Origin of the sequence: Staphylococcus sp. FSL W8-1270 (assembly GCF_038007165.1) — a bacterium.
In the GTDB taxonomy this organism is placed as follows: Bacteria; Bacillota; Bacilli; order Staphylococcales; family Staphylococcaceae; genus Staphylococcus; species Staphylococcus hominis.
On record NZ_JBBOWQ010000001.1, the window covers coordinates 1197558 to 1211791 of the forward strand.

15 protein-coding genes are annotated in these 14234 nt (G+C 30.8%); 14 read left to right on the top strand and 1 reads right to left on the bottom strand.

What is annotated here, in order from left to right; translation table 11 throughout:
- Nucleotides 1-11: 11 nt before the first annotated feature.
- The 8 genes from floA to recO all read left to right on the top strand — a co-directional run bounded on the left by floA (nt 12) and on the right by recO (nt 5836).
- A complete protein-coding gene (floA, locus tag NSU06_RS06070; RefSeq protein WP_017176214.1) occupies nt 12-998 on the top strand; it encodes a flotillin-like protein FloA in 987 nt (328 codons plus the stop codon).
- A 16-nt stretch (nt 999-1014) separates the two neighbouring features.
- Nucleotides 1015-1710, top strand: a complete 696-nt coding sequence (locus NSU06_RS06075) for a hypothetical protein (protein WP_048682790.1) — start codon at nt 1015-1017, stop codon at nt 1708-1710.
- A 272-nt stretch (nt 1711-1982) separates the two neighbouring features.
- Nucleotides 1983-2930: a PhoH family protein gene (locus NSU06_RS06080; protein ID WP_002449734.1), complete on the top strand. Its 948-nt coding sequence runs from the start codon at nt 1983-1985 to the stop codon at nt 2928-2930.
- The gene (gene ybeY, locus NSU06_RS06085; protein ID WP_017176216.1) at nt 2931-3392 is read left to right on the top strand and encodes an rRNA maturation RNase YbeY; all 462 of its coding nucleotides are present in this window, start codon (nt 2931-2933) and stop codon (nt 3390-3392) included.
- Entirely contained in the window at nt 3388-3735 is a 348-nt protein-coding gene (locus tag NSU06_RS06090) for a diacylglycerol kinase family protein (protein ID WP_029376821.1), read from the top strand. The genes ybeY and NSU06_RS06090 overlap by 5 nt, the downstream gene beginning before the upstream one ends.
- Before the next feature lie 13 nt (nt 3736-3748).
- On the top strand, nt 3749-4153 hold the full coding sequence (gene cdd, locus NSU06_RS06095) for a cytidine deaminase (RefSeq protein WP_002455278.1): 405 nt from the start codon (nt 3749-3751) through the stop codon (nt 4151-4153).
- Complete coding sequence (gene era / locus NSU06_RS06100) at nt 4154-5053, top strand: GTPase Era (protein ID WP_002449851.1); 900 nt, start codon at nt 4154-4156, stop codon at nt 5051-5053. It begins immediately after the preceding gene.
- Nucleotides 5054-5086: 33 nt separating this feature from the next.
- Nucleotides 5087-5836 carry a DNA repair protein RecO gene (gene recO, locus NSU06_RS06105; RefSeq protein ID WP_017176218.1) on the top strand — a complete coding sequence of 250 codons (750 nt, stop codon included), beginning with the start codon at nt 5087-5089 and terminating at the stop codon, nt 5834-5836.
- 72 nt (nt 5837-5908) lie between these two features.
- Here the strand turns inward: recO and NSU06_RS06110 are convergent, their stop codons facing one another.
- Nucleotides 5909-7300 carry a glycine--tRNA ligase gene (locus NSU06_RS06110; protein ID WP_017176219.1) on the bottom strand — a complete coding sequence of 464 codons (1392 nt, stop codon included), beginning with the start codon at nt 7298-7300 and terminating at the stop codon, nt 5909-5911.
- A 330-nt stretch (nt 7301-7630) separates the two neighbouring features.
- Here NSU06_RS06110 and NSU06_RS06115 point away from each other — a divergent pair, with 330 nt between their 5' ends.
- The 6 genes from NSU06_RS06115 (at nt 7631) to NSU06_RS06140 (ending at nt 14214) form a co-directional block, all read left to right on the top strand.
- The gene (locus NSU06_RS06115) at nt 7631-8254 is read left to right on the top strand and encodes a helix-turn-helix transcriptional regulator (RefSeq protein ID WP_072291429.1); all 624 of its coding nucleotides are present in this window, start codon (nt 7631-7633) and stop codon (nt 8252-8254) included.
- 10 nt (nt 8255-8264) lie between these two features.
- A complete protein-coding gene (locus tag NSU06_RS06120) occupies nt 8265-9077 on the top strand; it encodes a pyruvate, water dikinase regulatory protein (RefSeq protein WP_017176221.1) in 813 nt (270 codons plus the stop codon).
- 63 nt (nt 9078-9140) lie between these two features.
- Nucleotides 9141-10949 (top strand): DNA primase, encoded by a 1809-nt coding sequence (gene dnaG, locus NSU06_RS06125; protein WP_017176222.1) that lies wholly within the window; start codon nt 9141-9143, stop codon nt 10947-10949.
- 272 nt (nt 10950-11221) lie between these two features.
- Nucleotides 11222-12328, top strand: coding sequence for an RNA polymerase sigma factor RpoD (rpoD, locus tag NSU06_RS06130; RefSeq protein WP_002449793.1), 1107 nt, complete (start codon nt 11222-11224; stop codon nt 12326-12328).
- 103 nt (nt 12329-12431) lie between these two features.
- A complete protein-coding gene (locus NSU06_RS06135; RefSeq protein ID WP_017176223.1) occupies nt 12432-13121 on the top strand; it encodes a tRNA (adenine(22)-N(1))-methyltransferase in 690 nt (229 codons plus the stop codon).
- Entirely contained in the window at nt 13111-14214 is a 1104-nt protein-coding gene (locus NSU06_RS06140; protein WP_017176224.1) for a Nif3-like dinuclear metal center hexameric protein, read from the top strand. Before NSU06_RS06135 ends, NSU06_RS06140 begins: the two co-directional genes overlap by 11 nt.
- Nucleotides 14215-14234 lie beyond the last annotated feature (20 nt).

Genomic DNA, 14234 nt, shown 5'->3' on the forward strand with positions numbered 1-14234 from the left:
GAGTAAAGTCAATGTTAAATATTGGAATTATAATTATTGCGATTATTATAATAGTTGCTTTATTATTATTATTTTCATTTGTACCAGTCGGATTATGGATTTCCGCTATTGCTGCAGGTGTAAAAGTTAGTATTGCTACACTTGTAGGAATGCGACTTCGTAGAGTATCTCCTCGTAAAGTGATAGGTCCTCTTATTAAAGCTCATAAAGCAGGACTAAATTTAACAACAAATCAATTGGAATCTCATTATCTAGCTGGTGGTAATGTAGATAGAGTAGTGGATGCCAACATAGCAGCTCAACGTGCAGATATCAATTTACCTTTTGAAAGAGGTGCCGCAATAGACTTAGCAGGACGCGATGTCTTAGAAGCTGTTCAAATGTCTGTTAATCCCAAAGTAATCGAAACTCCCTTTATTGCCGGTGTTGCGATGAACGGTATCGAAGTTAAAGCTAAAGCTAGAATTACAGTAAGAGCTAATATTTCTAGACTTGTAGGTGGTTCTGGAGAAGAAACAATTATTGCACGAGTTGGTGAAGGTATTGTTTCCACAATTGGTTCTAGTGAACATCATACACAAGTACTAGAAAATCCTGATAATATTTCTAAAACAGTATTAAGTAAAGGATTGGATTCAGGAACAGCATTCGAAATTTTATCAATTGATATTGCAGATGTAGATATCGGTAAAAATATCGGCGCTGATTTACAAACGGAACAAGCACTCGCAGATAAAAATATTGCTCAAGCTAAAGCTGAGGAACGACGTGCTATGGCTGTTGCCTCTGAACAAGAAATGAAAGCACGTGTTCAAGAAATGCGTGCTAAGGTAGTAGAAGCTGAATCAGAAGTACCACTAGCGATGGCTGAAGCTTTACGTAAAGGTAATATTGGAGTAAAAGATTACTATAATTTAAAAAATGTAGAAGCAGATACAGGTATGAGAAACGCTATTAATAAACGTACCGAACAAAATGACGATGAATCACCAAATTAAATAGAGGGGTGATTAAATGAATATTGGAATTCTTATATTCGTTATTTCTGTGATTGTTACTGGTATTAGTGCAATGAGAGATAAAAGTCATGAACAACGAAAAAATCAAACGCCTCCACACAAAAATACACAAAGACCTACGCAAAACACACCAAGAAAAAAAGGTATTTTTGAACAGATAGAAGAAGCTTTTAATGAGATGGCATCAGAATTTGATGAAGAAGAACAAAATAAAAAAACATCATCACCAAAACCATCTTCTAAAAAAGAAACGGTTCACAGTGATAAAAATCTTAAAAAAGAAGTTAAGACTGAACATCCTCGTGGAGAATTAAAACGGTTTGAAACTAAACAATCTCATACCGAAAAAGTGCCTTCTAAAGATAGTGATTCAACTTCACGAGAGAGATCTCAAAGTGAAAAAGATATTAAAAAACAGTTAGAAGACTCGCTATCAAAAGAATTATTTAATGTGAGATCTGAAATTGACAAAGAAAAAGAAAAACAACTTTCTTTAATTGAAAAGAAAGCTAAAGAAATTATTAATGATAAGTACTTATCTGAAAAAACGAAACGTTATAAACTGAATCAATTACTCAATAGTAAATCTATTGAAAAAAATATGACACATCAAACGTTTCAATTTGACAATGACCCGATAGTTGATGGGATTATTTGGCAAGAAATACTAAATAAACCTAAAAAATTATAAGGGTTATAAATAAAAGAATAAGACAACATTTATTGTTTCATTCTGACCTTTACAAGAGACTTTCTACGTGGAAGTCTCTTTATTTATGCTCCTAATATGTTAAGATGCGCCTAAAACACATATTGTTCTTGGTACTTTTTATTATGTTATATTATCTTAGGTTAATTATTCATTCAAAACATTTAAATTTGTATACTTTATCATTGTTTAGTAAAATTTATATGAAAGATTAATTATTAATGAATATGTTTTATGTGAAAAGGAGCGCTTTTATGCCAGGAATAATTCAAATAGATAACATCAACCATTCTCAAGCTTTAATTGGTAATAATGATGAACATTTAAAATCGATTGAAGAAGCATTTGATGTTATCATACATGCTCGTGGGCAAGAAATTGCAGTAAAAGGTCAAGTATTAGAGCATGTTGAAAAAGCAGAATTAGTTCTTAAAAATTTATTAAAGGTAATTGAGTTAGGACATTCAATTACATTAAAAGATGTTGAGGCTGCCATAAAGATGGCTAAAAATGACACTATTCAATATCTATTGGATTTATATGATGAAGAGATTACTAAAGATGCCTTTGGTAAAACAATTCGTGCAAAAACAATGGGGCAACGTCTTTATATTAATGCTATGAAACGTAATGATTTAGTGTTTGGTATAGGTCCTGCTGGAACAGGTAAAACTTTCCTTGCAGTTGTTTATGCTGCAAAACAATTAAGAAAAGGAACAGTAAAAAGAATTGTTTTAACAAGACCAGCTGTAGAAGCTGGTGAATCATTAGGTTTCTTACCAGGAGACTTAAAAGAAAAAGTTGATCCATATTTAAGACCTCTTTATGATGGTTTAAATACTGTCCTAGGTAGAGAACAAACAGCACGTTTTATTGAACGAGGTACAATTGAAATTGCTCCCTTAGCGTATATGAGGGGTAGAACTCTAGATGATGCATTTGTCATTTTAGATGAAGCTCAAAATACAACACATGCACAAATGAAAATGTTTTTAACTCGTCTAGGATTTGGTTCAAAAATGGTTGTAACTGGAGACCAAACTCAAATTGACTTACCAAAAGGTGTTAAAAGTGGATTAAAAGAAGCTATTAAGAACCTTCGTGGTGTTAAAGGAATAAATATAATGGAACTAGATCAAAGTGATGTAGTACGACACCCATTAGTAAGTAAAATTATCGAACGTTATGAAGGAGACAATTAAATGTTTACGATTGATTTCAATGATCATACAAACTTAGTTAAAGATGAATGGTATCATCAAATCGAAGACTTAATTAACTTTGCTAAAGAAAAAGAAAACATTCATGAAGATGCTGAATTGTCAGTTACTTTTGTAGATAAAGATGAAATTCAAGAAATAAATAAAAATTATCGAGATAAAGATAGAGTGACTGATGTTATTTCTTTTGCACTTGAAGAAGATGAACCAGATATTATTGGTTTAGATATTCCTAGAGTGTTAGGAGATATTATTATTTGTACTGATGTAGCTAAGGAACAAGCTGAATCTTATAATCATTCATTTGAAAGAGAACTTGGTTTTTTAGCTTTACATGGTTTTTTACACTTATTAGGATATGATCATATGAATGAAGAAGATGAAAAAGAAATGTTTGGACGCCAAAAAGAAATTTTAAACGCATATGGATTGACTAGAGATTAAATTTTTAAAACGATTTAAATACACTTTTGATGGTTTAAAAACACTTCTTCAAAAAGATCACAATTATCTAATACACTTAATATTCGCATTCATAGCTATCATTTTAGGAATTATCGTAAGACTTTCAACTGTAGAATGGTTGTTTATTTTGTTAAGCATCACTTTGGTACTTACGCTTGAGGCTGTGAATACAGCTATAGAATGCGTCGTAGATTTAGTTACTTCTGACTATCACGAATTAGCTAAACAAGCTAAAGATATTGCCGCCTTTAGTGTTATGGTTGTTTCAATCTTTGCACTAATTATGGGTTTAATGATTTTTATACCTCACATCTTTTTTTAAAGGGGACAATAAAATGAGTTATCAATCACATTATTTTCAAGAAGTTAGAAAAGCTCAACAACGTGCTTATGTACCGTATAGTCATTTTAAAGTAGGTGCATATTTAAAAACAAAAGACGGTCGCCATTTTTATGGAGCAAATGTTGAAAATGCAGCTTATCCAGCAACGATTTGTGCAGAACGATCTAGTTTAGTAGCTGCAATTTCAGAAGGCTATCGACCAGGAGATTTTGAATCAATAACAGTTACCGTTGACGCTGAACATCCGTCATCACCTTGTGGAACATGTCGTCAAGTATTAAAAGAACTCTGTGATGACGACATGCCTGTGTATATGACAAATCATAAAGGTGAGATGATTAAGTCAACTGTAGCAGAACTATTACCTCACGGCTTTTCGGGAAAGGATTTAGAATAAATGACAGAACACAAATCAGGATTTGTATCTATTATAGGGAGACCGAATGTGGGAAAATCCACGTTTATGAATAGAGTCATTGGACATAAAATTGCAATTATGTCAGATAAAGCTCAAACAACAAGAAATAAAATTCAGGGAGTAATGACAAGAGAAGATGCTCAAATCATTTTCTTAGATACACCAGGTATTCATAAACCTAAGCATAAATTAGGAGATTATATGATGCGTGTAGCTAAAAATACACTATCAGAAATTGATGCTATTATGTTTATGGTAAATGTAAATGAAGATATTGGTCGTGGTGACGAATATATAATGGAAATGCTAAAAAATGTTAAAACACCAGTATTTCTAGTGTTAAATAAAATTGATTTAGTTCATCCAGATGCACTTATGCCTAAGATTGAAAAATATAAAACCTATATGGATTTTACTGAAATTGTGCCAATTTCGGCACTTGAAGGATTGAATGTGGATCACTTTATCGATGTACTTAAAGATTATTTACCTGAAGGTCCAAAATATTACCCTGATGATCAAATATCGGATCATCCAGAACAATTTGTAGTAGGCGAAATTATTAGAGAAAAAATCTTACATCTAACAAGTGAAGAAATCCCCCATGCAATAGGGGTAAATGTAGATAGAATGATTAAGGAAAGTGAAGAAAGAGTAAGAATTGAAGCAACTATTTTTGTTGAACGTGATTCTCAAAAAGGAATTGTTATAGGTAAGGGTGGGAAAAAACTTAAAGAAGTCGGTAAAAGAGCTCGACGTGATATTGAAATGCTTCTCGGATCAAAAGTTTACCTCGAATTATGGGTAAAAGTTCAGAAAGATTGGAGAAATAAAGTAAACTTTATTCGTCAAATGGGATATGTTGAAGATCAAGATTAACGTTTAAATTAATAGGAAAGCCGGTGAGATGCATTGTTAGAAAAACAAAAAGGAATTATCATAAAATCAGTAGATTATGGTGAATCCGATAAAATTATTACAATATTAAACGAGCATGGTGCTAAAATTCCTATTATGGTAAGACGTGCTAAGAAATCTAAAACCGGCTTGCAAGCTCATACACAACTCTTTGTGTATGGCTTATTTATTTATAATAAATGGAAAGGTATGGGAACGCTCAGTTCTATTGATGTCATAAACCAATATTATCAATTACGATTAGATATTTTTGATAGTAGTTATGCGACTTTATGCGTCGAAGCAATAGATCGATCATTAGAACCAAATGAAGTTTCTTTATATCATTATAAGTTATTAGAATTTGTACTCAATAAAATTTCAGAAGGTAATTCTGCTCAATTAATGTCGATTATCGTATTATTGAAATGTATGAATAAATTTGGTTTTGGCGCATTTTTCGATTATTGTGCAATTACTGGTGATACTGATCAATCTAAGCTTATTGCTTACAGTTTTAAATATGATGGGACCATCTCAGAAACTGTATTAAATAATGATCCTTATGCCTTAAAGCTATCCAATAAAACATTTTATTTATTGGATATTTTACAAAAGTTGCCAATTGATAAAATGAATCATTTTAATATTAACCAAGCTTTATTAGATGAAATGTCAGAATTAATGATAATGCTGTATAGAGAATATGCTGGCATGTACTTTAAAGGTCAAAAATTAATTAATCAACTTAAGCGATTAGAATAATATAAAATGTTTAAATTAATTAAAAGAACCCACTTATTACTCATAGTAAGTAATAAGTGGGTTCTTGTTATATTAAAACTTAACTTTTTCAGCTAAGAATGTTTCTAATTCTGAGATTGGCATACGAACTTGTTCCATAGAATCTCTATCACGTACTGTAACTTGATTATCTTCTAATGAATCAAAATCAAATGTAATACAGTAAGGAGTACCGATCTCATCTTGACGACGATAACGCTTACCAATTGATTGTGATTCATCAAAATCAACAGAAAACTTAGAACTTAATTGTTCAAAGATTTTAATTGCTTCTTCAGATAATTTTTTACTTAATGGTAAAACAGCAGCTTTATATGGCGCTAAAGCAGGGTGGAAATGCATTACTGTACGAGCATCTTTACTACCTTCAACGCCTTCTTCATCATAAGCATCACATAAGAAAGCTAATGTAACACGATCTGCCCCTAAAGAAGGTTCAATACAATATGGAATATATTTCTCATTTGTTTCTGGATCATGATATCTGAAATCTTCACCAGAATGTTCACTGTGCTTTTTCAAGTCAAAATCAGTACGGCTTGCAATACCCCATAATTCGCCCCAACCAAATGGGAATTTATATTCAATATCTGTAGTCGCATTAGAATAGTGAGATAATTCTTCTTCATCATGATCGCGTAATCTCATATTTTCTTCATTGATGTTTAAATCTTTTAACCATTGACTTGCAAATGTTTTCCAGTAATTTTGCCATTCAATTTCTTCACCAGGTTTACAGAAGAATTCTAATTCCATTTGTTCAAATTCTCTTGTTCTAAAAATAAAGTTACCAGGCGTGATTTCATTACGGAATGATTTACCGATTTGACCAATACCAAATGGTAATTTTTTACGCATTGAACGTTGAACATTTTTATAATTTACGAAAATACCTTGAGCAGTTTCTGGACGTAAAAATAGTTCATTAGTAGAGTCCTCAGTAACACCTTGGAATGTTTTAAACATTAAGTTAAATTGACGAATATCTGTCCAATTAGCAGTCCCACTTACAGGACATACAATGCCTTCATCATCGATAATACGTTTCATTTCCTCAAAACTTAAGCCATCAGCAATGAAATTTTCGTCACCTTTTTCATTTTGCATATAGTCTTCGATTAATTTATCTGCACGATAGCGAATTTTACTATCTTTATTATCAATCATTGGGTCGTTAAAATTACCTAAATGACCAGATGCTTCCCAAGTTTTTGGATTCATTAAAATGGCAGCATCAATCCCAACATTGTATGGTGATTGAGTAATGAATTTTTGCCACCATGCTTTTTTAATATTATTTTTTAATTCAACACCTAATGGACCATAATCCCATGTATTAGATAAACCACCGTAAATATCACTACCTGGGAATACAAATCCTCTATGCTTAGCTAGTGATACAATAGTATCCATATCTTTAACCATATTATCTCTCCTTTTAAAATAAAAACGTCCCAAGACAATAAATAAATATAAAATAATACTTATTATTATCTTGGGACGAGTTAATAATTCATCTATATAAATATATAGTGTTAACAAAATAACCCGCGGTTCCACCCAAATTAGTGTAGACACTCGCTTTTATGTAATGATATTGATAAGCCAATTTTTGAAATGTTAAGCTTCCACCGACCTTAACTCGCTTAATCATATTTTAATTCATAGAAAATTGAATAGCAAGGATTTATATGTATTTGTAGGTATATATATAAATAGGTATAATAAAAATGAAATTAAAAGGGGTGAAGACCTATAGAATTAAGTAAAAGACAAGAACAAATAATTGAAATAGTTAAAGATGGTGGCCCGATAACAGGTGAACATATAGCAGATAAACTTAATTTAACTCGTGCTACTTTACGTCCTGATTTAGCTATTTTAACTATGTCTGGTTTTATTGAAGCTAGACCACGTGTGGGTTATTATTATTCAGGTAAATCTAAGAATAAATTAGTCAGTGATCATTTACGTCAATATATAATAAAAGATCATATGTCTCTACCTGTTATCGTTAAAGAAGATATGACAATTTATGATGCTATATGTACTATATTTTTAGAAGATACAGGAACATTATTTATTACTAATCAAAAAGATGAATTGATTGGTGTGAGCTCGCGAAAAGATTTGTTACGTGCCTCTATGATTGGGCAAGATATTCATACTATGCCTATAAGTGTCATCATGTCACGTATGCCTAATATTGTTTATTTAGAAGAAGAAGACCTCGTCATCTATGCAGCAAGTCAAATGATAGATAAGGAAATTGATTCAATTCCCGTTGTTAGAAAAAAAGAAAATAGTAAATATAAAGTTGTAGGTAGAATATCTAAAACAACAATAACAAAATTATTTGTTTCATTATTTAAAGAATAGGTGATAAACAATGGAAAATATAAAGATAATCATTGCATCTGATTCAATAGGAGATACAGCTGAGTTGGTTGCTAGTGCTTGCGTCGCTCAATTTAATCCTAAAGCTTGTAAACATGGTTTTTTGAGATATCCTTATATAGAAACCTTTAAGGATATAGATGAAGTTATACAGGTCGCTATAGATAAAAATGCAATTATTGTATATACGTTAGTAGAACCAAAAATCAAAGCATATATGAAGAAAAAAGTAGACGCTTTCTCCTTAAAAGCTGTTGATATAATGGGTCCTCTAATGACACTACTTAATCAAACGCACGATGAGGAGCCGTATAATCAGCCAGGCAGAGTTCATAAATTAGACGATGCCTATTTCAAAAAAATAGATGCAATTGAATTTGCGGTAAAATATGATGATGGCAAAGATGCGAAAGGATTACCTAAGGCAGATATTGTTTTAATTGGCATTTCAAGAACTTCTAAGACACCTCTATCTCAGTATTTAGCGCATAAAAGCTATAAAGTAATGAACATTCCTCTAGTTCCAGAGGTAACGCCACCAGACGAATTGTTTAAAATTAATCCAAATAAATGTATAGCATTAAAGATTAGTGAAGATAAACTTAATTTAATAAGAAAACAACGACTTAAACAATTAGGATTAGGTGAGCATGCTAGATATGCTACTGAAGATAGAATTAAAGAAGAAATTCAATATTTTGAAAAAATTGTCGAAAAAATAGGATGTCCTGTTATTGATGTATCTGATAAGGCTATTGAAGAAACAGCAAATGATGTTATACAAATCATTGAAAGTAAAGCATAAATATTTAAAAACCTTCTATAAAAGTGTATAATACTATGACTACTATTTAATAGGTGATATATATTGCGTATAGAACAGTCTGTAATCAACGAAATAAAGGAAAAAACAGATATTTTAGATTTAGTAAGTGAATATGTGAAATTAGAAAAAAGAGGACGCAATTACATTGGTTTGTGTCCTTTTCATGATGAAAAAACACCTTCGTTTACAGTTTCTGAAGATAAACAAATATGCCATTGCTTTGGTTGTAAAAAAGGTGGAAATGTTTTTCAATTTATTCAAGACATTAAGGACATTTCATTCGTAGAAGCAGTACAAGAACTTGGAGAACGCGTTAATATAAAAGTAGATATTGGTCATTCTAATCCATCTACAACGCAGATAGCATCTGAAGACTTAAAAATGATTGAAATGCATGAATTAATTAATGAATATTATATGTATGCATTAATGAAATCCGTAGAAGGTGAAGAAGCTTTAAATTATCTTGTAAATCGTGGTTTCACTGAAGAATTAATAAAATCTCGTGGAATTGGGTATGCCCCTAATAACGCTCACTTTTGTCATGACTTTTTACAACAAAAAGGATATGACATAGAACTAGCTTATGAAGCTGGTTTGTTATCACGTAACGAAGAAAATTTTAGTTACTATGATCGTTTTAGAGATCGCATTATGTTTCCTTTAAAAAACGCTCAAGGAAGAATTGTCGGTTTTTCTGGTAGAACTTATAACAATCAAGAGCCTAAGTATTTAAATAGTCCTGAGACACCGATTTTTCAAAAGAGACGATTACTTTATAATCTTGATAGCGCAAGAAAGTCAATTAGAAAAAATGATGAAGTAATGTTGTTAGAAGGATTCATGGATGTAATTAAAGCTGATTACGCTGGATTAAAAACAGTAGTAGCAAGTATGGGTACAGCATTATCAGAAGATCACATTACAGTGTTAAAAAAATTAACCTCTAATATAACTTTAATGTTTGATGGAGACTTTGCTGGTCAAGAGGCCATTTTAAAAACTGGAGAACATTTACTTAAACATGGATTGAATGTATTTGTAGTACAATTACCAAAAAACATGGATCCCGATGAATATATAGTTAAATTCGGTAAAGAAAAATTTATAGAATTTATAAATAATGAGAAGAAATCGTTTATTATTTACAAAGTTCAATTCTATCGAGATGAAATTGAAAATAATGATCTAGCTTATGAGCGTCACTTTAAAGAGATTACTGAAGATCTTTCATTTGTCAGATCTTCAATATTAAAAAATAAAATTGTGAATGACGTAGCTGACATTTTCAATATTGATGCCAATACTATTATGTCCAATGTACATCAACAACCTGAATTTATCTCATATGAAGAAGACTATATTGGAAATACCAATGATAACTCGAATTTAAATTCTCAAAATTTAAATATTGTTTTTACACATTTAAACAAAAGTGAAAAAGCACAAAGAGCTTTATTAAAACACTTTATGATGGATAAAGATGTATTTCTAAATTATAATCGACAACTTGAAGCAAATGATTTTACGAATAAATATTTCCAAAGTATTTTTAAAGTGCTAACCGATTATTATTCTGAAAATGATTACTATTCGATTAGTGATTTAATATTATACATTGAAGATAAAGATATTAGAGAAGCAATCATACAGCTTGATGATTATGAATTAAATCGAGAACCTTATGATTTAGAAATTGAAGAATATATCTCAACTTTAAATGAAAACAAATATGAAGATTCTATTGAAGAACTTAATCATAAATTAAAAGAAGCACTTAGAATTGGTGACGTAGAATCTCAAAAGTATTATTTACAAATGATAGTTAATAAAAACAAGCAACGCATGTAGATGAACATTTAAATTAAAGGAATATAAACAAATATTAAACTTTTAATATAGTATTTATATTTAATAACCATTACTGTATAATGGTTATTATGCTTTTTTAAAGGGTAGAGAAATAATAAGTTAAATATTTATGAAATAAGGATATCATTTTATTACCTATAGAATGATAATATTTCATGTTTATTATAAAATATACTTTTCTTATTATAATAATTTATTATATAATTAAATATCTTAATTGAAAGTTGAAAATACGATTGGGAGGCCTTTTCATGTCTGATAACCAAGTTAAAATCAAAAAACAAACAATTGATCCGACTTTAACATTAGAAGATGTTAAAAAACAATTAATTGAAAAAGGTAAAAAGGAAGGTCATCTAAGTCATGAAGAAATTGCTGAAAAGCTGCAAAATTTTGACATGGATTCCGACCAAATGGATGATTTCTTTGACCAACTAAATGATAACGATATTAGTTTAGTAAATGAAAAAGATAGTTCAGATACAGATGAAAAATTAAATCCAAATGACTTAAGTGCGCCTCCAGGTGTTAAAATTAATGATCCTGTAAGAATGTACTTAAAAGAAATTGGACGTGTAAATCTTCTTAGCGCACAAGAAGAAATTGAATTAGCTAAACGTATTGAACAAGGTGATGAAGTAGCAAAATCTCGCCTTGCAGAAGCCAACTTGCGATTAGTTGTAAGTATTGCGAAACGATATGTTGGTCGTGGTATGCTTTTCTTAGACTTAATCCAAGAGGGAAATATGGGGCTTATCAAAGCAGTAGAAAAGTTCGATTTTAGTAAAGGATTTAAATTTTCTACTTATGCTACATGGTGGATTAGACAAGCCATTACACGTGCTATTGCTGACCAAGCTCGCACCATCCGTATTCCTGTGCATATGGTTGAAACAATTAATAAGCTTATTCGCGTACAAAGACAATTATTACAAGATTTAGGTCGTGATCCTGCTCCTGAAGAAATTGGTGAAGAAATGGATTTACCACCTGAAAAAGTTCGCGAAATACTTAAAATAGCTCAAGAGCCAGTATCCCTAGAAACGCCAATAGGTGAAGAAGATGACAGTCACTTAGGAGACTTTATTGAAGATCAAGAAGCACAAAGTCCTTCTGACCATGCTGCTTATGAGTTATTGAAAGAACAATTAGAAGACGTTTTAGATACACTTACTGATAGAGAAGAAAATGTTTTACGTTTAAGATTTGGCCTTGATGACGGACGAACTAGAACATTAGAAGAAGTAGGTAAAGTGTTCGGTGTTACAAGAGAACGTATTCGTCAAATCGAAGCTAAAGCGCTTAGAAAATTAAGACATCCAAGTCGTAGCAAGCGTCTTAAAGATTTTATGGACTAAGATTAATGCTAAATCTGAGTTAACGATAGATGTTATGTATAAAGAAATTTGAGGCTAAGACAATACTATGTCCTAGCCTCTTTTTATAATAAAGGAGATAACAATGATATCATTAAATCATAGATTAAAAGTTGTAAGCCAATACTTATTACCTAATTCATTAGCTGATATCGGTTCTGATCACGCTTATTTACCTATTTATGCATTACAACATCATCTATGCGATGATGCTATTGCTGGTGAAGTAATAAAAGGACCTTATACAGCTGCTAAAACGAATGTAGCACAGCATCAACTTACTCAACATATCGATGTTCGATTAGGTGATGGTCTTAGTATTCTAACTGAGAAAGATAAAGTAGATAATGTCACAATTTGTGGAATGGGTGGACCTTTGATAGCGAAAATATTAGATGAGGGTAAAAATAAACTTGCACATCATCCACGTCTAATTTTGCAAAGTAATATTCAAACTGAAACCTTACGCAAGACACTTCAACATCTTAATTATGATATTATTGCTGAAGAAATTTTAGAAGAAAAAGGGCATATCTATGAAATTGTAGTTAGTGAATGGAAAGAAAATCTTAATCTTCTTAATAAGAAATCACTTAAATTTGGTCCTATTCTTTTAAATCATAAAAACGATATTTTTATAAAAAAATGGGAAAGAGAGTTAGCAGCTTTAGAGTATATTCGTAATCAATTGAATCCAATACAACATCATGAGAGACTAGAAGAGATTGAAGAAGAGATATCAATGATAAGAGAGGTGCTCTATAATGAAAATTAAAGAACTAATGTCAATTATTGACCAACATGTTCCCCTTAAAACTGCTGAAAGCTGGGATAATGTGGGTTTATTAATTGGAGATGACACTAAAGAAATAACAGGTATTTTGACAGCATTAGATTGCACAATGGAAGTAATAGAAGAGGCAATTAGCAAAGGATACAATACAATTATTGCGCATCACCCTTTAATTTTTAAAGGTGTTAAATCATTAGTTAATGATGGATACGGTAAATTGATACACATGCTTATTCAAAATGATATTCAACTTATTGCTTTACACACCAATTTAGATAATCACATTGATGGTGTCAATGAGATGCTAGCAAAAAAATTAAATTTAACTAATATTAGATTTTTAAATGAAGAAGAATCTTTTTATTATAAAGTACAAACTTACATTCCGGAAGAAAATCTAGAATCATTTAAATATCATATAAATAATATTGGTCTAGCAAAAGAAGGGAATTATGAATATTGTTTCTTTGAGTCCAAAGGTAAAGGTCAATTCAAACCAGTTGGAGACGCTCGCCCTCATATTGGAGAACTAAATCGAATTGAACATGTAAATGAAGTGAAGGTAGAATTTATGATTCGTAAAGATCAATTAAGTATTGCTAAAAATGCAATTATTAATTACCATCCTTATGAAACACCTGTATACGATTTTATTAAGATGACGACATCTGCTAATTATGGTCTTGGAAAAATAGGTGAACTAAATGAACCATTAAATTTAGAAGATTTTGCTAAATATGCTAAAGCACATTTAAATATTCCTAGCGTTCGTTATACAGGTCCTTCAGAAGCGTTAATTAAAACAGTTGCTATTATCGGAGGTGCTGGTATCGGTTTTGAAACTAGTGCTTTTAAAAAGGGAGCAGATGTTTTCGTTACTGGAGACATAAAACATCATGATGCACTTGATGCTAAAACTAATGGCATTCATTTATTAGATATCAATCATTATAGTGAGTACGTTATGAAAGAAGGACTTAAAGACTTACTAGGACGATGGTTATTTAGTAATGATAGTAAGCAGTTTAATATAGAAGCTTCAGAAATAAATACAGATCCATTTAATTATATTTAAAACAATACAAAGGAGGCCAG

Bases quoted from the DNA above. Each gene is read 5' to 3' on its own strand.
- cdd (WP_002455278.1), top strand. From the start codon at position 3,749: ATGAGTTATCAATCACATTATTTTCAAGAAGTTAGAAAAGCTCAACAA.
- era (WP_002449851.1), top strand. From the start codon at position 4,154: ATGACAGAACACAAATCAGGATTTGTATCTATTATAGGGAGACCGAAT.
- ybeY (WP_017176216.1), top strand. From the start codon at position 2,931: ATGTTTACGATTGATTTCAATGATCATACAAACTTAGTTAAAGATGAA.
- NSU06_RS06080 (WP_002449734.1), top strand. From the start codon at position 1,983: ATGCCAGGAATAATTCAAATAGATAACATCAACCATTCTCAAGCTTTA.
- NSU06_RS06075 (WP_048682790.1), top strand. From the start codon at position 1,015: ATGAATATTGGAATTCTTATATTCGTTATTTCTGTGATTGTTACTGGT.
- rpoD (WP_002449793.1), top strand. From the start codon at position 11,222: ATGTCTGATAACCAAGTTAAAATCAAAAAACAAACAATTGATCCGACT.
- NSU06_RS06120 (WP_017176221.1), top strand. From the start codon at position 8,265: ATGGAAAATATAAAGATAATCATTGCATCTGATTCAATAGGAGATACA.
- NSU06_RS06140 (WP_017176224.1), top strand. From the start codon at position 13,111: ATGAAAATTAAAGAACTAATGTCAATTATTGACCAACATGTTCCCCTT.
- NSU06_RS06110 (WP_017176219.1), bottom strand. From the start codon at position 7,300: ATGGTTAAAGATATGGATACTATTGTATCACTAGCTAAGCATAGAGGA.
- NSU06_RS06135 (WP_017176223.1), top strand. From the start codon at position 12,432: ATGATATCATTAAATCATAGATTAAAAGTTGTAAGCCAATACTTATTA.
- floA (WP_017176214.1), top strand. From the start codon at position 12: ATGTTAAATATTGGAATTATAATTATTGCGATTATTATAATAGTTGCT.